Origin of the sequence: Streptomyces sp. NBC_01216, from assembly GCF_035994945.1 — a bacterium.
Taxonomy (GTDB): Bacteria; Actinomycetota; Actinomycetes; order Streptomycetales; family Streptomycetaceae; genus Streptomyces.
This window is the reverse complement of sequence record NZ_CP108677.1, coordinates 6,182,737-6,200,153: the sequence shown is the minus strand read 5'-3', so window position 1 is coordinate 6,200,153 and position 17,417 is coordinate 6,182,737. Positions and strand designations below refer to the sequence as shown.

The following is a 17,417-nucleotide window of genomic DNA, read 5'->3' as shown; positions in this document are numbered from 1 at the left end:
ACTGCCTGTCTGTCTCGGGACGGTTTGCGGCACACCAGTCTAGGCCGGTGCCGCCGACCGGCCGGAAGCACGCCACCGCGCGACGTGCCGACGCCCCGGCACGAGGGGGCGTACGTACGCGAGGGCGCTCCGCGCATATGCGGATACGCCCCCGCAGCGTGACCTGACCACCGGTGGCGCGTTGGTCAAGAGAGATTGACCGACCGGGCCGCCCCACGCCGCGGCCCGCCCCTATTGACACGCCGGTTCGAGAGGCTTGCACATGGCCGACCACGCAACCCACGACGCCCAAGCCCGGGCAAGCCTGCACCTGTTGGTGCGGGACATCGAGCGGGTCCGGCGGCAGGTGGACGCGCTGCGCACGCTCACGGCCCAGTTGGGCAATGTCTACCGCCCGCGCCGCTCCGGCCCGTCGACGGGCTTCGTCGTCTACGGGCGGGCGCCCGCACCGACCGTACGCCTCGCCCAGGAACTGCGTGACAGCATCGAGACCCTGGTCACCGCGGCCGTCGACTTCGACCGCTCCCTGGGCTTCTCCTGGGACGCGGTGGGCTCCGCCCTCGGCGTCACCAAGCAGGCCGTGCACCGGCGTTACGGTTCCCGGCGCGCGTCCGCGCAGAGCGGCGGCCCCGCGGAGCAGGAGCACCCGGCGGAGCCGGGCGCGACCCGCACCCTTCCGGTGGTCCCGGCGGCACGGCCCATGCCGCCGCAGCCGACGCCCACCGCGCAGTCCGTCCGCGAGGAGACCCGCCCCCCGGCGTTCCCCGGCCCGCGCAACGGCTGACGAGCTCTCCGGCCGCCCACGCTCCCGTCGGAGCGGGGCGGCCGAGCCATGTCCCGGGTAGGCCCGACGGGAACCCCGGCGGGCGGCTCCCGGCCGCACGCCGCGGGAGCGCCGGAGCCGACCCTCCTTCGGGCCCAGAGCCTGTCGGGTGGCCTTCGGTCGACAGGCTCTCAGCCGATGTCCGGCGGGTCCACCCGGACCCGGACCGGTTCTCCGCCGCCGCGGGCGAGCCGCGCCGCCTGCGCCTTCTTCAGAGCCGCCGCCAGTGCCGCGCCGCTGCCCGGCGGGACACGGACCAGGGCCCGCTCCCAGCGCTCCCCCGGCGGGGTGTCGCCGGGGCGCCGGGCCGCGCCGGGACGGACGACGGGCAGCGCCACCGGTCCCAGTACCTCCGCGTCGCCCGGGAGGCCGGCCGCCGCGAGGAACGACTCCACCGCTTCAGCGGGTCCCGACACCGCCGCCATCCGCGACACCGGGGGGAAGCCCAGCTCCGCACGTTCCGCGAGCTCCCGCTGAGCGTGGCCGACGGGGTCCCACCGCACCAGGGCCTGGACGGGTCGCAGCGTGGGCTCGGCGACCACCACGACGACGCCTCCCGTGGCCGGGTCGCCCTGACCGCGTACGAGGGAGGCCGCGTCGATCCAGCGGCGCAGGGCCTCCTCGCCCGCCCGCAGATCGGGACGCCCGAGCATGGCCCAGCCGTCCAGGAGCAGCGCCGCCGCGTAGCCGCCCTCGGCGACCGGTTCGGCGCCCGGTGTGGCGACCACCAGCGCGGGACGCCCCGGCACGGCGTCCAGGACGTGGTCGCGCCCCGACGTGCGGACCGGGACCGCCGGGAACGCCCGGCCGAGCTCCTCGGCCGTCCGACGCGCGCCCACCACCTGGGCCCGCAGCCGGGCCGACCCGCACGCGACGCAGTGCCAGCCCGGCGCGTCCCGCCCGCACCAGCCGCAGCGCAGCTCCCGCTGACCGGGCGCCTCCAGGGGCCCCGCGCAGTGCCCGCAGCGGGCCGGGGTGCGGCAGCGCTCGCAGGCCAGTCTCGGTACGTAGCCCCGTCGGGGCACCTGGACCAGGACGGGGCCGGTCTTCAGTCCCTCCCGGACCGCCTGCCAGGCCAGGGAGGGCAGTCGGGCGGCACGGGCGGCCTCGTCGCGGGCCAGGTCGGTGTCCCCCACCGTGCGTACCAGCGGGGCCGCGGCCCGGACCTGGTCGCGGTCGGCCGCCAGGGGCCGGGCCCAGCCGCTCTCTACCAGCTGGGCGGCCTCGACGGTGCAGCTCGTCGAGCCGAGCAGGAAGGCGCACCGGTCGTGGGCGGCACGCAGCAGCAGGACGTCGCGCGCGTGGGGCTGCGGGGCGTGCGGCTCGCTGTGGCTGCCGTCGCCGTCGTCCCAGATGACGACGAGCCCCAGCTCCCCTACCGGGGCGAACATGGCCGCGCGGGTCCCTACGACCGCCCGGACCGCGCCGCGCCGTACCGCCAGCCACTGCGCGTACCGCTTCTCCGGCCCGGTCTCCGCCGTCAGCACGGCGTGCCGGCCGGTGCCGAGCAGCCCGGTGAGCGCCTCGTCGACGCGGCCGGCCGCGCGCCCGTCGGGGACGACGACGAGCGCCCCCCGCCCGGAGGCCAGCGTCGCGCCCACCGCGCGGGCCAGCTCCTCCGCCCAGTGCGGCCCCGGCAGCGCGTTCCAGACCGCCCTCGGCGCGCCGCCCCGGGCGAGGGACTCCAGGAACGCGGGTCCCTGGCGGTAGCGCGCCCAGGTGCCCGTTCCGGGCACGGGCGGCGGCGGCAGCGGCTCGGGCGAGGAGCGGCCCTCGGCACGTGCGCTGCGGGGCGGGATCGCCAGCTGGAGGACGTCCGCCAGGCTTCCGGCGTAGCGGTCGGCCACGGCCCGTGCGAGCGCCAGCAGCTCGGGGCTCAGGACCGGCTCGGGCGAGACCACGTCGGCGAGCGCGGCCAGCGCGCCCTGGTAGTCCGAATCGGTCCGTCGCTCGACGAGGAATCCGTCGATGAGCCGCCCGCCCTCGCGCCGGCCTTCGCGCACCTGGTGGGCGCCGGCACCGAAGCGTACGCGGACCCGCACGCCCGGCTGCGCGACGGCGTCCAGCTCCTCGGGCACGGCGTAGTCGAAGAACTGGTCGAGATGGAGCACGCCCTTGTTGACCACGACCCGGGCCACGGGCAGCCGTCCGGCCAGTGCGGCGCCCCGCCAGGTCCGGGGCTTGGCCCGCGGCACCTTCGCCCTGCGGACGGTCTCCCGGATGAGCGCGAGCTGCTCGGGCGGCTCGTCGGCCGCCTCCTCGGACTTCTCGTTCTCGCTGCTCACGGCCACATTCCTACCAGACCGCTCGGACAGCGCCGGTGCCCCTCGACAGCGGCCCGGCGCCCGTCCGGAGAGCGTCCGCGGGTACGCGAGAGCCCGGCACCCTCGGGGTACCGGGCTCTCGTGCGTCCACGGCTCTCGACGGCCGTGGGGGGATCAGACGCCCGCGGCCTTCTTCAGCGCGTCGACGCGGTCGGTGCGCTCCCAGGTGAAGTCGGGGAGCTCGCGGCCGAAGTGGCCGTAGGCCGCCGTCTGCGCGTAGATCGGGCGCAGCAGGTCGAGGTCGCGGATGATCGCGGCCGGGCGGAGGTCGAAGACCTCGCTGATGGCGTTCTCGATCTTCTCGGTCTCGATGGTGTGGGTGCCGAAGGTCTCGACGAAGAGACCGACCGGCTCGGCCTTGCCGATGGCGTACGCGACCTGGACCTCGCAGCGCGAGGCGAGGCCGGCGGCGACCACGTTCTTGGCGACCCAGCGCATGGCGTAGGCGGCCGAGCGGTCGACCTTGGACGGGTCCTTGCCGGAGAAGGCGCCGCCACCGTGGCGGGCCATGCCGCCGTAGGTGTCGATGATGATCTTGCGGCCGGTGAGGCCGGCGTCACCCATGGGGCCGCCGATCTCGAAGCGGCCGGTGGGGTTGACCAGCAGGCGGTAGCCCTCGGTGTCCAGCTTGATGCCGTCCTCGAGGAGCTCCTTGAGGACGTGCTCCACGACGAACTCGCGGACGTCGGGCGCGAGCAGCGACTCGAGGTCGATGTCGGAGGCGTGCTGCGAGGAGACCACGACGGTGTCGAGACGCACGGCCTTGTCACCGTCGTACTCGATGGTGACCTGGGTCTTGCCGTCGGGGCGCAGGTACGGGATGGTGCCGTTCTTGCGGACCTCGGTCAGGCGGCGCGAGAGGCGGTGCGCCAGGAAGATCGGGAGCGGCATGAGCTCCGGGGTCTCGTCCGACGCGTAGCCGAACATCAGGCCCTGGTCACCGGCGCCCTGCTTGTCCAGTTCGTCCTCGTCGCCCTCGACGCGCTTCTCGTAGGCGGTGTCGACGCCCTGCGCGATGTCCGGGGACTGCGACCCGATGGAGACCGAGACGCCGCAGGACGCGCCGTCGAAGCCCTTCTTCGAGGAGTCGTACCCGATCTCGAGGATCTTGTTGCGGACGAGGGTGGGGATGTCGGCCCACGCCTTGGTGGTCACCTCACCGGCGACGTGCACGAGGCCGGTGGTGATCAGCGTCTCGACGGCCACCCGCGAGGTGGGGTCCTCGCGGAGGAGTGCGTCGAGGATGGTGTCGCTGATCTGGTCAGCGATCTTGTCGGGGTGACCCTCGGTCACGGACTCCGAGGTGAACAGACGACGGGACACAACGCTCCCAATGGTTGCAGCGGCTGCTGGCTGAACAAATGTCGGACGGCAAGGGACTGCGCCCCGCGTCGTACCGGGACCAGTGTATCGGTCATGGTCGCGCAGTGGGCCAGGTGTCTCGCAAGATGGGAGCCTGATCACGACCGTTTTCGGCCTGCCGCTCCCGGCGCGCACCGGGACCCCCGCCCGCACACGGCCGGTCCCTCCGGATTCCGGCCGCCCCCGTCGACGGACTCCGTACGCGGAGTCCCGGGAATCCTACGCGACCGCGGGGCGCAGTCGCGGCACGACCAGGTCCCAGACCGTTTCGGCCAGAGCGTCCTTCGGGCCATACGGAACCGACACTTCTCCACCATCGGATGCGAGAACAACAGCTTCGTTCTCCTCCGATCCGAAGGTCTTGCGCTCGCCTACCTCATTGACGACGAGGAGGTCGCATCCCTTGCGACGCAGCTTCTCCCGGCCGTTGGCCAGCACGTCGTCCGTCTCGGCGGCGAATCCGACGACCACCTGGCCGGGCAGGGGGCGCTCCCCGGAGACCTCGGCCAGGATGTCGGGATTGCGGACGAGCACGACCGTCGGCGCCTCGACGTCGTCCTTCTTCTTGATCTTGCCGGTGGCGTAGACCGCGGGGCGGAAGTCGGCCACGGCAGCGGCCATCACCACCGCGTCGGCGTCGCCGGCGGCCTTGAGGACGGCCTCGCGCAGCTGGACGGCCGTGCCGACGTGCACCACGTCGACGCCCGCGGGGTCGGGGATACCGGTGTTGGCCTCGACGAGGGTCACCCGGGCACCGCGTGCGGCGGCGGCCCTGGCCAGCGCGTAGCCCTGCTTGCCGGAGGAACGGTTGCCCAGGTAACGAACCGGGTCGAGCGGTTCCCTCGTACCGCCCGCGCTGACCACCACGTGACGGCCCACGAGATCGGGTGCGGCGGCTCCGCGCGCCAGGACGCGGCGGCATACCTCGAAGATCTCGGCGGGATCGGGCAGCCGGCCCTTGCCGGTGTCGACGCCCGTGAGCCGGCCCACGGCGGGCTCCACGACGACGGCGCCGCGACGGCGCAGCGTCGCGACGTTCTCCCGGGTGGCGGGGTGTTCCCACATCTCGGTGTGCATGGCGGGGGCGAAGACGACCGGGCAGCGGGCCGTGAGGAGCGTGTTCGTCAGCAGGTCGTCGGCGAGGCCGTGGGCGGCCCTGGCGAGGATGTCGGCGGTGGCCGGGGCGACCACCACGAGGTCGGCGGCCTGGCCGATCCGCACGTGCGGGACCTCGTGGACGGACTCCCAGACCTCGGTGGAGACGGGGTTGCCGGAGAGGGCGGACCAGGTGGCGGCGCCGACGAAGTTCAGCGCGGAAGCGGTGGGGACGACCCGCACGTCGTGCCCCGACTCGGTCAGCCGCCGCAGCAGCTCACACGCCTTGTACGCGGCGATCCCGCCGCTGACCCCCAGGACGACCTTCGGCTTTGCCACGGCGCTCAACTTCACTCCCCGCACTCGGATGCGTACGTCTCCATGAGACACCACAGGCCCGGCGGATGTTCCGCCGGGCCTGTGGTGAAAAGCGTGAGGTGCTTACTGCGCCGGGCCCTCGATGGCCTCGGAGGTCAGCAGACCCGCGTTGATCTCGCGCAGGGCGATCGAGAGCGGCTTCTCGTGGACGTGGGTGTCGACGAGCGGACCGACGTACTCGAGCAGGCCCTCGCCGAGCTGCGAGTAGTACGCGTTGATCTGGCGCGCGCGCTTGGCCGCGTAGATCACGAGGCTGTACTTCGAGTCGGTCGCCTCGAGCAGCTCGTCGATCGGCGGGTTGATGATGCCCTCGGGCGTGGTGATGGAAGAGGACACGCTCTAGCCTTCCGAAGAAACTTCTGGGTGAGCTGATCCGGATGATCAGATCCAGGTGATCAGAAATCGATCAAACAACGTTCATCAAGGCTAGCAGCTCGCGCGCCACGTCCTCGACGGAGGTGTTGACCAGGGTGGTGTCGAACTCGGGCTCCGCGGCCAGTTCGATCTTGGCGGCGGCCAGTCGACGCTCGATGACCTCGGGCGACTCGGTGCCCCGGCCGGTGAGCCGGCGGACCAGCTCGTCCCAGCTCGGCGGGGCCAGGAAGACGAGCTGCGAGTCCGCCATGGACTCCTTGACCTGACGGGCCCCCTGGAGGTCGATCTCCAGGAGGACCGGCTCGCCCGCCTCCAGACGGTCCAGGACCGCGCGGCGGGGCGTGCCGTAGCGGTTGCCCGCGAACTCGGCCCACTCGAGGAGCTCGCCGTTGGCGACCAGCTTGTCGAATTCGTCGTCCGTGACGAAGAAGTACTGGACTCCGTGCTTCTCGCCGGGACGCGGCTTCCGTGTCGTGGCCGACACCGAGAGCCAGACCTCGGGATGGACCTTGCGCATATGGGCGACGACCGTACTCTTGCCGACCCCGGAGGGGCCGGAGAGCACGGTCAGCCGCGGACGTACCTCTGCTGCCATGCAGCGATTATTCCAGCTTCACGGGAGTGCCCGGGACGACCGGCGCCGGCTCAGAGTCTGTCGGGTGGCCTCTGACCGCCCGGCCGGAGGCCACCCGACAGGCTCTCAGGAACCGGTGCTGCCGAACTCGCGCTCCAGGGAGGCGATCTGGTTGGAACCGAGACCTCGCACACGACGGCTCTCGGAGATGCCGAGCCGCTCCATGAGCTGCTTGGCGCGGACCTTGCCCACGCCCGGCAGGGACTCGAGCAGTGCGGAGACCTTCATCTTGCCGATGACGTCGTTCTCCTGGCCCTGCTTGATGACCTCGTGGAGGGAAGCGCCGGAGTGCTTGAGTCGATTCTTGACCTCGGCCCGCTCCCGGCGAGCCGCGGCGGCCTTTTCGAGCGCGGCTGCGCGCTGTTCAGGGGTAAGGGGCGGAAGAGCCACGCCTGCGTCACCTCGGATGTCGAACTGTCGGATACGGACCGGTGAGGGGCCTGGTCGCCCCACACCAGCGGAGCAACGAACAACGCAGTCGCCGTTGAACGCTGACTCTGCCCCGGAGACTAGCGGCCCGCGCCTCTCCAGTCAGCGAGAACAGACTAAAAGTCCTGGTCAGCATCGACCGACCAGGACATTTCCGACATAAAGACCGGCTTTTCGGCCAAGTTCCGCCAAGGAGTGAGACGGCTCCGACCTGCGGATTGGCCCGACGAGTGCCGGGCCCCTCCCCGGCGTCTCCCGCTCGCCCTCCCGCAGAGGCCACCCGTCAGGCTCTCAGAGCCTGACGGCCGCCCGGATCTCGTCCGCGAACCGGTCCGCGGCGTCCCGGAGCGCGGTGGCGTCCGGCCCGTGCCGGAGAACGCCCCGGCTGACGTTCGGGACGACGTTGCGGACCGCGGCGCCGAACACCGCGGGGAGGTCGGCCGCGGTCGCGCCCTGGGCTCCGATGCCGGGGGCCAGCAGCGGACCGTTGATGTCGAGGTCGAAGGAGGAGAGATCGCCCAGGGTGGCGCCGACGACCGCGCCGAAGGAGCCCATCGGGGTCTCCCCCGCGTTCTCCGCCGCCAGGTGCGCCAGCATCGTGGCGCCGATCGTGCGGCCGTCCTCGCGCACCGCCCGCTGCACCTCGGCGCCCTCCGGGTTGGAGGTGAGCGCCAGCACGAACAGGCCGGCGCCGTTCGCGCGGGCCAGGTCGACCGCCGGCTGCAGCGAGCCGTAGCCGAGGTACGGGGAGACCGTGAGAGCGTCCGAGAAGAGCGGCGCGTCCCGGTGGAGGAAGGTCTCCGCGTAGGCGGCCATGGTGGAGCCGATGTCGCCGCGCTTGGCGTCCATGACGACCAGCGTGCCCGCCGCGCGGGCGTCCGCCACCGTCCGCTCCAGGACGGCGACCCCCCGGGAGCCGAAGCGCTCGAAGAACGCGGCCTGCGGCTTGAAGGCCGCCACCCGGGCGGCCAGGGCCTCCACCACGGTCCGGGAGAAGCGCTCCAGGCCCGCGACGTCGTCGCTCAGGCCCCAGGAGGAGAGCAGCGCGGCGTGCGGGTCGATGCCCACGCAGAGCGGCCCCCGCGCGTCCATCGCGGAGCGCAGACGGCGGCCGAAGGCAGCGGGCCGCTCGGCGGACGTCGGTGCGGACAGGTGGTCGGGCGACGGGTCGGGCGTCACTTCGTGGCCTTTCGGGAGTCGGCGCCGACGGCCTCGGCGAGGGTGGCGTACGGGGAGGCCGCGAGGCGTGCGGCGAGGCCCTTGTGGATCGCGCGGGCGTAGAACGGGCCTTCGTAGACGAAGGCGCTGTAGCCCTGGATCAGCGTGGCACCGGCGAGGATGCGCTGCCACGCGTCCTCGGCGTTCTCGATGCCGCCGACGCCCACCAGGGTGATCCGATCGCCGACGCGGGCGTGGAGACGACGCAGGACCGCCAGCGAGCGCTCCTTGACCGGCGCGCCGGACAGGCCGCCGGTCTCCTTGACCAGGGCGGGGTCGGACCTCAGTCCCAGCCCCTCGCGGGCGATGGTGGTGTTGGTGGCGATGATGCCGTCCAGACCGAGTTCCAGCGCGAGGTCGGCGACCGCGTCGACGTCCTCGTCGGCCAGGTCGGGGGCGATCTTCACCAGGAGCGGGACCCGGCGGTCGGTGACCGTGCGGTCCGCCGCCTCGCGCACGGCGGTCAGCAGCGGGCGCAGCGACTCGGTGGCCTGGAGGTTCCGCAGACCGGGGGTGTTGGGCGAGGAGACGTTGACGACCAGGTAGTCGGCGTAGCCGGCCAGGCGCTCGGTGGAGGTGACGTAGTCGGCGGCGGCCTCGGCCTCGGGGACGACCTTGGTCTTGCCGATGTTGACGCCCACCACGGTCCTGAAGACCGGGACCCGCTCGCGCAGGCGGGCGGCGACCGCCGCGGAACCCTCGTTGTTGAAGCCCATGCGGTTGATCAGGGCGCGGTCCGGGACCAGCCGGAAGAGCCGCTTCCGCGGGTTGCCGGGCTGGGCCTGTCCGGTCACGGTGCCGATCTCGACGTGGTCGAAGCCGAGCATCGACATGCCGTCGATCGCCAGAGCGTTCTTGTCGAAGCCGGCCGCGAGTCCGAACGGGCCGTGCATCCGCAGACCGAGGGCCTCGGTACGGAGCTCCTCGTGGCGCGGGGCGAGGACGGCGGCCACGAAGGTCCGCAGGACCGGGACGCGGGCCGCGAGCCGGATCCAGCGGAAGGCCAGGTGGTGGGCCGCCTCCGGGTCCATGCGCTTGAAGACCAGGTGGAAGAAGAACTTGTACATGCGCTGAGTCCAGGTGTGCTCATGCGGAGGGGGACACCGCGGGCCTTGCCGGTGTCCCCCTGCGCGAACGGGCTGTCGGGCCTTGGGGCCGGTTCCCGCCGGGGCGAGCCGGCCGGGTGCGGCCGGTGGTGTCCGCACGGCGGGGCGGCCACCACCGGGAGGGTGCGTGATCCGGAGGCCCCGCCCGGTCCGCGGCGTCCGGCGCGCTCGCCGTGTGCCGGGGAACCGTCGCCGTACGTCCGGCACGATAACGGTCCTCCGCCGCGCCCCTCAGAGCCTGTCGGGTGGCCTCTGACCGCCCGGCCGGAGGCCACCCGACGGGCTCTCAGGCGCGGGCCGCGATCAGGTGCTCCGCGTGCTCCTGGAGGGAGCGGACGCCCACGTCTCCGTGGTTCAGCGCGTCGATGCCCTGGACGGCCGCGGCGAGCGCCTGCACCGTGGTCAGGCACGGGACGCTGCGCGCCACGGCCGCCGTGCGGATCTCGTAGCCGTCGAGGCGGCCTCCGGTGCCGTACGGGGTGTTGACGATCAGGTCGACCTGGCCGTCGTGGATGAGCTGGACGATCGTCCGCTCGCCGTTCGGCCCCTCGCCCTCGGACTGCTTGCGCACGATCGTGGCGTTGATGCCGTTGCGCTTGAGGACCTCGGCGGTACCGGAGGTGGCCAGCAGCTCGAAGCCGTGGGCGACCAGCTCACGGGCCGGGAAGATCATCGAGCGCTTGTCCCGGTTGGCGACCGAGATGAACGCGCGCCCCTTGGTGGGCAGCGGTCCGTAGGCGCCGGCCTGGGACTTGGCGTAGGCCGTGCCGAACACCGCGTCGATGCCCATGACCTCGCCGGTCGAGCGCATCTCCGGGCCCAGGACGGTGTCCACGCCACGGCCGTGCACGTCGCGGAAGCGCGACCACGGCATCACGGCCTCCTTGACGGAGATCGGCGCGTCCAGCGGCAGGGTGCCGCCGTCGCCGTTCTTGGGGAGCAGGCCCTCGGCGCGCAGCTCGGCGATGGTGGCGCCCAGCGAGATGCGGGCGGCGGCCTTCGCCAGCGGCACCGCGGTCGCCTTCGAGGTGAAGGGGACCGTCCGCGAGGCGCGCGGGTTCGCCTCCAGGACGTAGAGGATGTCGCCGGCCATCGCGAACTGGATGTTGATCAGACCGCGCACGCCGACGCCCTTGGCGATCGCCTCGGTGGAGGCGCGCAGCCGCTTGATGTCGAAGCCGCCGAGCGTGATCGGGGGCAGGGCGCAGGCCGAGTCGCCGGAGTGGATGCCGGCTTCCTCGATGTGCTCCATGACGCCGCCGAGGTAGAGCTCGGTGCCGTCGTAGAGGGCGTCCACGTCGATCTCGATGGCGTCGTCGAGGAAGCGGTCGACCAGGACCGGCCGGGTGGGGCTGATCTCGGTGGACTCGGCGATGTACGACTCGAGCCGGGTCTCGTCGTACACGATCTCCATGCCGCGTCCGCCGAGCACGTACGAGGGGCGGACGAGGACGGGGTAGCCGATCTCGTCGGCGATGGCCTTGGCCTCGGCGAAGGTCGTCGCGGTGCCGTGCTTCGGGGCGGGGAGTCCGGCCTCGGCGAGGACGCGGCCGAAGGCGCCGCGGTCCTCGGCGGCGTGGATGGCCTCCGGAGGGGTGCCGACGACGGGGACGCCGTTGTCCTTGAGGGCCTGGGACAGGCCGAGCGGGGTCTGGCCGCCGAGCTGGACCACGACACCGGCGACCGGGCCGGCCAGCGTCTCGGCGTGGACGATCTCCAGGACGTCCTCCAGGGTGAGCGGCTCGAAGTACAGCCGGTCGGAGGTGTCGTAGTCGGTGGAGACGGTCTCCGGGTTGCAGTTGACCATCACGGTCTCGTAGCCCGCGTCGCTGAGCGCGAAGGAGGCGTGGACGCAGGAGTAGTCGAACTCGATGCCCTGGCCGATGCGGTTCGGGCCGGAGCCGAGGATGATCACCGCGGGCTTCTCGCGCGGCGCGACCTCGCTCTCCTCGTCGTACGAGGAGTAGAAGTACGGGGTCCTGGCGGCGAACTCGGCGGCGCAGGTGTCGACGGTCTTGTAGACCGGGCGGACGCCGAGCGCGTGCCGGACCTCGCGGACGACGTCCTCGCGCAGTCCGCGGATGTCGGCGATCTGGGCGTCGGAGAAGCCGTGGCGCTTGGCCTCGGCCAGGAGCTCGGGGTGGAGCTTCTCGGCCGCGGCCAGCTCGTCGGCGATCTCCTTGATGAGGAACAGCTGGTCGACGAACCACGGGTCGATCTTGGTGGCGTCGAAGACCTCCTGCGGGGTGGCCCCGGCGCGGATGGCCGCCATCACGGTGTTGATGCGGCCGTCGGTCGGGCGGATCGCCTCGCGCAGCAGCGCTTCCTTGTCGCCCGGCTCACCGGTGAAGGCGAACTGCGAACCCTTCTTCTCCAGCGAGCGCAGGGCCTTCTGAAGCGCCTCGGTGAAGTTGCGGCCGATCGCCATGGCCTCGCCGACCGACTTCATGGTCGTGGTCAGCGTGGAGTCCGCGGAGGGGAACTTCTCGAAGGCGAAGCGCGGGGCCTTGACCACGACGTAGTCGAGCGTGGGCTCGAAGGACGCCGGGGTCTTCTCCGTGATGTCGTTCGGGATCTCGTCGAGCGTGTAGCCGACGGCGAGACGCGCGGCGATCTTGGCGATCGGGAAACCGGTCGCCTTGGAGGCGAGTGCCGAGGAGCGGGAGACACGCGGGTTCATCTCGATGACGATGATCCGGCCGTCGTCCGGGTTGACGGCGAACTGGATGTTGCAGCCGCCGGTGTCGACGCCGACCTCGCGGATGATCGCGATGCCGATGTCGCGCAGCCGCTGGTACTCGCGGTCGGTGAGGGTCATCGCCGGGGCGACGGTGATGGAGTCGCCCGTGTGGACGCCCATCGGGTCGAAGTTCTCGATGGAGCAGACGACGACGACGTTGTCCGCCTTGTCGCGCATGAGCTCCAGCTCGTACTCCTTCCAGCCGAGGATGGACTCCTCCAGGAGCACCTCGGTGGTCGGGGAGAGCGTGAGGCCCTGCCCGGCGATCCGGCGCAGTTCCTCCTCGTCGTGGGCGAAGCCGGAGCCGGCACCGCCCATGGTGAAGGAGGGTCGGACGACGACGGGGTAGCCGCCGAGGGTCTCGACGCCCTGGAGGACGTCCTCCATGGAGTGACAGATGACCGAGCGGGCGGACTCGCCGTGACCGATCTTCTTGCGGACCTCCTCGACGACCATCTTGAAGAGGTCGCGGTCCTCGCCCTTGTTGATGGCCTCGACGTTGGCGCCGATCAGCTCGACGCCGTACTTCTCCAGGACACCCTGCTCGTGCATGGAGATCGCGGTGTTGAGCGCGGTCTGGCCGCCGAGGGTGGGCAGGAGGGCGTCGGGCCGCTCCTTGGCGATGATCTTCTCGACGAACTCGGGCGTGATCGGCTCGACGTAGGTGGCGTCGGCGATCTCCGGGTCGGTCATGATCGTGGCCGGGTTGGAGTTGACCAGGATCACCCGCAGGCCCTCGGCCTTGAGGATGCGGCAGGCCTGGGTGCCGGAGTAGTCGAACTCGGCGGCCTGGCCGATGACGATCGGGCCGGAGCCGATGACCAGGACGGACTGGATATCGGTGCGCTTAGGCACGCTCGGCCTCCATCAGGGCTGATTCCATCAAAGACGTGAAGCGGTCGAAGAGGTACGCGGCGTCGTGCGGGCCCGCGGCCGCCTCGGGGTGGTACTGGACGGAGAAGGCCGGCCGGTCGAGCAGCTGGAGTCCTTCGACGACCTGGTCGTTCAGGCACACGTGGGAGACCTCGGCCCGCCCGTAGGGGGTGTCGGAGACCTTGTCGAGGGGGGCGTCGACGGCGAAGCCGTGGTTGTGCGCGGTGACCTCGACCTTGCCGGTGGTGCGGTCCTGCACGGGCTGGTTGATGCCGCGGTGGCCGTACTTCAGCTTGTAGGTGCCGAAGCCGAGCGCGCGGCCGAGGATCTGGTTGCCGAAGCAGATGCCGAAGAGCGGTGTCCTGCGGGAGAGGACCTCGCGCATCAGGGCGACGGCGCCGTCGGCGGTGGCGGGGTCGCCGGGACCGTTGGAGAAGAAGACACCGTCGGGTTCGACGGCGTAGACGTCCTCGGCGGTGGCGGTCGCGGGCAGGACGTGGACCTCGATCCCGCGCTCGGCCATCCGGTGCGGCGTCATGCCCTTGATGCCGAGGTCGACGGCGGCGACGGTGAACCGCTTGGTGCCGATGGCGGGGACGACGTACGCCTCCTTGGTGGCGACCTCGGCGGAGAGGTCGGCGCCGTTCATCTCGGGGGCCTGACGGACCTCGGCGAGCATGGTGCCCTCGTCGGGCAGCGCGTTGCCGGAGAAGATGCCGACCCGCATGGCGCCGCGTTCCCGCAGGTGGCGGGTGAGGGCGCGGGTGTCGATGCCGGAGATGCCGACGACGCCCTGCGCGGCCAGTTCCTCGTCCAGCGAGCGGCGGGAGCGCCAGTTGGAGGGCACCCGGGCGGGGTCGCGGACGACGTAGCCGGCGACCCAGATCCGCTGCGACTCGGGGTCCTCGTCGTTGACGCCGGTGTTGCCGACGTGCGGGGCGGTCATCACGACGACCTGCCGGTGGTACGACGGGTCGGTGAGGGTCTCCTGGTAACCGGTCATGCCGGTGGAGAACACGGCCTCGCCGAAGGTCTCCCCCAAGGCCCCGTAGGCACGGCCGCGGAAGGTGCGGCCGTCCTCCAGGACGAGTACGGCGGGAGCGGCCTGGTGCCTCTGCGAGGCCGCTCCCTGGATGGAGGTCGTCATCGTGCGATGCCTTCCGTCGGAATGTTCTGGTTCATGGAGTTGACGGCCTCGACCCAGGCGGTGTGCTCCGCCGCGCGGTCGGACCGGAAACCGGAGTCGAGGAGCTTCTCGCCGTGCGTCCAGGTGACGATCAGCAGCCCGCCCTCGGTGAGGACCTTCCCGGCGATGCCCTTGTCGAGCCGGGCCTCGCGCAGGGCTTCGGCCGGGATGAGGAAGTCGTGCGCGCCGGGGCGGACGACCTCGATGCCGGCGTCGGTCAGGCGGAGCTCGGCCCGGCTGCGGACACCCAGGCCGCGGGCGACGATCCGGTCGAGCCACTGTCCCGCGGTGGTCGAGCCGTGGTACCGCCCGCTGAGTGTCAGTCTCGCCTCACCGGCCGTCTCCGGCACGGCGGGCAGGGCGGGCAGGTCCGACTGGAGGCTGCCGCGCCATTTCCATCCCTGGCGCATCAGCCAGTAGACGAAGGCGACGAAGAGCAGCAGTCCGGCGACCCAGCCGAGCCGTCCGGCCCAGTCGGTCACCTCCGCCGACTTCTGTTCCGCGGCCCATTCGATGAGAGGTGTCACGCCAGCTTCCCGTCCACGACCGTCGCCCGGCCCCGCAGGAAGGTGTGGGTGACGCGTCCCGGCAGCTCACGGCCCTCGTAGGGGGTGTTGCGGCTGCGGGAGGCGAAGCCCGCGGGGTCCACGGCTCCACGGTATGCCGGATCGACCAGCGTGAGGTTGGCGGGCTCACCTGCCGAGACGGGGCGTCCGTGCCCGGTGGCCGCGCCGATCCGCGCGGGCTTGAAGGACATCCGGTCGGCGACGCCGGCCCAGTCGAGCAGTCCGGTCTCCACCATCGTCTGCTGGACCACGGAGAGCGCGGTCTCCAGGCCGACCATGCCCATGGCGGCGGCGGCCCACTCGCAGTCCTTGTCCTCGTGCGGGTGCGGGGCGTGGTCCGTGGCGACGATGTCGATGGTGCCGTCGGCGAGGGCCTCGCGCAGGGCGTGCACGTCCCGCTCGGTGCGCAGCGGCGGGTTGACCTTGTAGACCGGGTTGTAGGTGCGGACCAGTTCGTCGGTGAGCAGCAGGTGGTGCGGGGTGACCTCGGCGGTGACGTCGATGCCGCGGGACTTGGCCCAGCGGACGATCTCGACCGAGCCGGCCGTGGAGAGGTGGCAGATGTGGACGCGCGAGCCGACGTGCTCGGCGAGGAGGACGTCACGGGCGATGATCGACTCCTCGGCGACGGCGGGCCAGCCGCCCAGGCCGAGCTCGGCGGAGACGACGCCCTCGTTCATCTGGGCGCCCTCGGTCAGGCGAGGCTCTTGGGCGTGCTGGGCGACGACGCCGCCGAATGCCTTCACGTACTCGAGGGCGCGGCGCATGATCACGGCGTCGTCGACGCACTTGCCGTCGTCGGAGAAGACCGTGACGCCGGCGGCGGAGTCGTGCATGGCGCCGAGTTCGGCGAGCTTGCGGCCCTCCAGGCCGACGGTGACGGCGCCGATGGGCTGCACGTCGCAGTAGCCGTGTTCCTTGCCGAGGCGGTAGACCTGCTCGACGACGCCGGCGGTGTCGGCGACCGGGAAGGTGTTGGCCATGGCGAAGACGGCCGTGTAGCCACCTGATGCGGCGGCGCGGGTGCCGGTGAGGACGGTCTCGGAGTCCTCACGGCCGGGCTCGCGCAGGTGGGTGTGGAGGTCGACGAGACCGGGCAGCATGATCAGGCCCTCGGCCTCGACGACGGTCGCCTCGTCGGCCGGGAGGCCGGTGCCGACGGCGGCGATCGTCTCGCCGTCGACGAGGACGTCCTGGGCCTCGCCGCCCAGCACCTTCGCACCCCGGATCAGGATCTTGCTCATGGTCACTTGTTCTCCTCGGTACGGGTGTGGGTGACGGCGGAGTCGTTGCCGCCCAGAAGCAGGTAGAGAACCGCCATGCGGATGGAGACGCCGTTGGCGACCTGCTCCACGACCGTGCAGCGGTCGGAGTCGGCGACCTCGGCGGTGATCTCCATGCCGCGGACCATCGGTCCGGGGTGCATCACGATGGCGTGCTCGGGCATCCTCGCCATCCGCTGCCCGTCGAGCCCGTACCGGCGGGAGTACTCACGCTCGGTGGGGAAGAAGGCGGCGTTCATCCGCTCGCGCTGCACCCGCAGCATCATGACCGCGTCGGACTTCGGCAGTACGCGGTCCAGGTCGTAGCTGACCTCGCAGGGCCAGGTCTCGACGCCGACCGGGACCAGTGTGGGCGGGGCCACCAGGGTGACCTCGGCGCCGAGTGTGTGCAGCAGGTCGACGTTGGACCGGGCGACCCGACTGTGCAGGATGTCGCCGACGAGGGTGACGCGCCGGCCGGCGAGGTCCTTGCCGAGGCCGGCGTCGCGGCCGACCAGCCGGCGGCGCATGGTGAAGGCGTCCAGCAGGGCCTGGGTGGGGTGCTGGTGGGTGCCGTCGCCCGCGTTGACCACCGGGGCGTCGATCCAGCCGGAGGTGGCCAGCCGGTAGGGCGCGCCGGAGGCGCCGTGCCGGATGACGACGGCGTCGACGCCCATCGCCTCCAGGGTCTGCGCGGTGTCCTTGAGGGACTCGCCCTTGGAAACGCTGGAGCCCTTCGCCGCGAAGTTGATGACGTCGGCGGACAGGCGCTTCTCGGCCGCCTCGAAGGAGATCCGGGTGCGGGTGGAGTCCTCGAAGAAGAGGTTGCAGATCGTTCGGCCGCGCAGGGTGGGCAGCTTCTTGATCGGCCGGTCGGCCACCCGGGCCATCTCCTCGGCGGTGTCGAGGATGAGGACGGCGTCGTCGCGGGTGAGGTCGGCGGCCGAGATGAGGTGACGCATCATCGGGATGTCTCTCCGGGGTGGGGAGGGCGGGGGCCTGGGCGGCCCCGGAAGGTCCGTCGGACGTGCGGGCGGGCAGGGGGG

General features: G+C 71.9%; 14 protein-coding genes. 1 reads left to right on the top strand and 13 read right to left on the bottom strand.

Annotated elements, in window-relative coordinates; genetic code table 11:
- The first annotated feature begins 262 nt into the window (after positions 1-262).
- Positions 263-784 carry a hypothetical protein gene (locus OG393_RS27930; RefSeq protein WP_327377447.1) on the top strand — a complete coding sequence of 174 codons (522 nt, stop codon included), beginning with the start codon at positions 263-265 and terminating at the stop codon, positions 782-784.
- Positions 785-954: 170 nt separating this feature from the next.
- Here OG393_RS27930 and OG393_RS27925 read toward each other — a convergent pair whose 3' ends face one another.
- The 13 genes from OG393_RS27925 to OG393_RS27865 all read right to left on the bottom strand — a co-directional run bounded on the left by OG393_RS27925 (position 955) and on the right by OG393_RS27865 (position 17,336).
- Positions 955-3,108 (bottom strand): primosomal protein N', encoded by a 2,154-nt coding sequence (locus tag OG393_RS27925; RefSeq protein WP_327377446.1) that lies wholly within the window; start codon positions 3,106-3,108, stop codon positions 955-957.
- A gap of 153 nt (positions 3,109-3,261) precedes the next feature.
- Entirely contained in the window at positions 3,262-4,470 is a 1,209-nt protein-coding gene (metK, locus tag OG393_RS27920) for a methionine adenosyltransferase (RefSeq protein WP_327377445.1), read from the bottom strand.
- A gap of 258 nt (positions 4,471-4,728) precedes the next feature.
- Positions 4,729-5,943: a bifunctional phosphopantothenoylcysteine decarboxylase/phosphopantothenate--cysteine ligase CoaBC gene (coaBC, locus tag OG393_RS27915; protein WP_327378575.1), complete on the bottom strand. Its 1,215-nt coding sequence runs from the start codon at positions 5,941-5,943 to the stop codon at positions 4,729-4,731.
- 102 nt (positions 5,944-6,045) lie between these two features.
- The gene (rpoZ, locus tag OG393_RS27910; RefSeq protein ID WP_003970369.1) at positions 6,046-6,318 is read right to left on the bottom strand and encodes a DNA-directed RNA polymerase subunit omega; all 273 of its coding nucleotides are present in this window, start codon (positions 6,316-6,318) and stop codon (positions 6,046-6,048) included.
- Positions 6,319-6,388: 70 nt separating this feature from the next.
- Positions 6,389-6,952, bottom strand: coding sequence for a guanylate kinase (gene gmk / locus OG393_RS27905; RefSeq protein ID WP_327377444.1), 564 nt, complete (start codon positions 6,950-6,952; stop codon positions 6,389-6,391).
- 105 nt (positions 6,953-7,057) lie between these two features.
- A complete protein-coding gene (locus tag OG393_RS27900) occupies positions 7,058-7,381 on the bottom strand; it encodes an integration host factor (protein ID WP_147977088.1) in 324 nt (107 codons plus the stop codon).
- A gap of 330 nt (positions 7,382-7,711) precedes the next feature.
- On the bottom strand, positions 7,712-8,572 hold the full coding sequence (gene pyrF / locus OG393_RS27895) for an orotidine-5'-phosphate decarboxylase (protein WP_327378574.1): 861 nt from the start codon (positions 8,570-8,572) through the stop codon (positions 7,712-7,714).
- A 23-nt stretch (positions 8,573-8,595) separates the two neighbouring features.
- Positions 8,596-9,705 carry a quinone-dependent dihydroorotate dehydrogenase gene (locus tag OG393_RS27890; RefSeq protein ID WP_327377443.1) on the bottom strand — a complete coding sequence of 370 codons (1,110 nt, stop codon included), beginning with the start codon at positions 9,703-9,705 and terminating at the stop codon, positions 8,596-8,598.
- Positions 9,706-10,030: 325 nt separating this feature from the next.
- On the bottom strand, positions 10,031-13,339 hold the full coding sequence (gene carB, locus OG393_RS27885) for a carbamoyl-phosphate synthase large subunit (RefSeq protein ID WP_327377442.1): 3,309 nt from the start codon (positions 13,337-13,339) through the stop codon (positions 10,031-10,033).
- Positions 13,332-14,504, bottom strand: a complete 1,173-nt coding sequence (gene carA, locus OG393_RS27880) for a glutamine-hydrolyzing carbamoyl-phosphate synthase small subunit (RefSeq protein ID WP_327377441.1) — start codon at positions 14,502-14,504, stop codon at positions 13,332-13,334. Before carA ends, carB begins: the two co-directional genes overlap by 8 nt.
- Positions 14,501-15,070, bottom strand: coding sequence for a PH-like domain-containing protein (locus OG393_RS27875; protein WP_327377440.1), 570 nt, complete (start codon positions 15,068-15,070; stop codon positions 14,501-14,503). Before OG393_RS27875 ends, carA begins: the two co-directional genes overlap by 4 nt.
- Positions 15,067-16,353, bottom strand: a complete 1,287-nt coding sequence (locus tag OG393_RS27870) for a dihydroorotase (RefSeq protein WP_327377439.1) — start codon at positions 16,351-16,353, stop codon at positions 15,067-15,069. Before OG393_RS27870 ends, OG393_RS27875 begins: the two co-directional genes overlap by 4 nt.
- 2 nt (positions 16,354-16,355) lie before the next feature.
- The gene (locus OG393_RS27865) at positions 16,356-17,336 is read right to left on the bottom strand and encodes an aspartate carbamoyltransferase catalytic subunit (protein ID WP_327377438.1); all 981 of its coding nucleotides are present in this window, start codon (positions 17,334-17,336) and stop codon (positions 16,356-16,358) included.
- Positions 17,337-17,417: the final 81 nt, after the last annotated feature.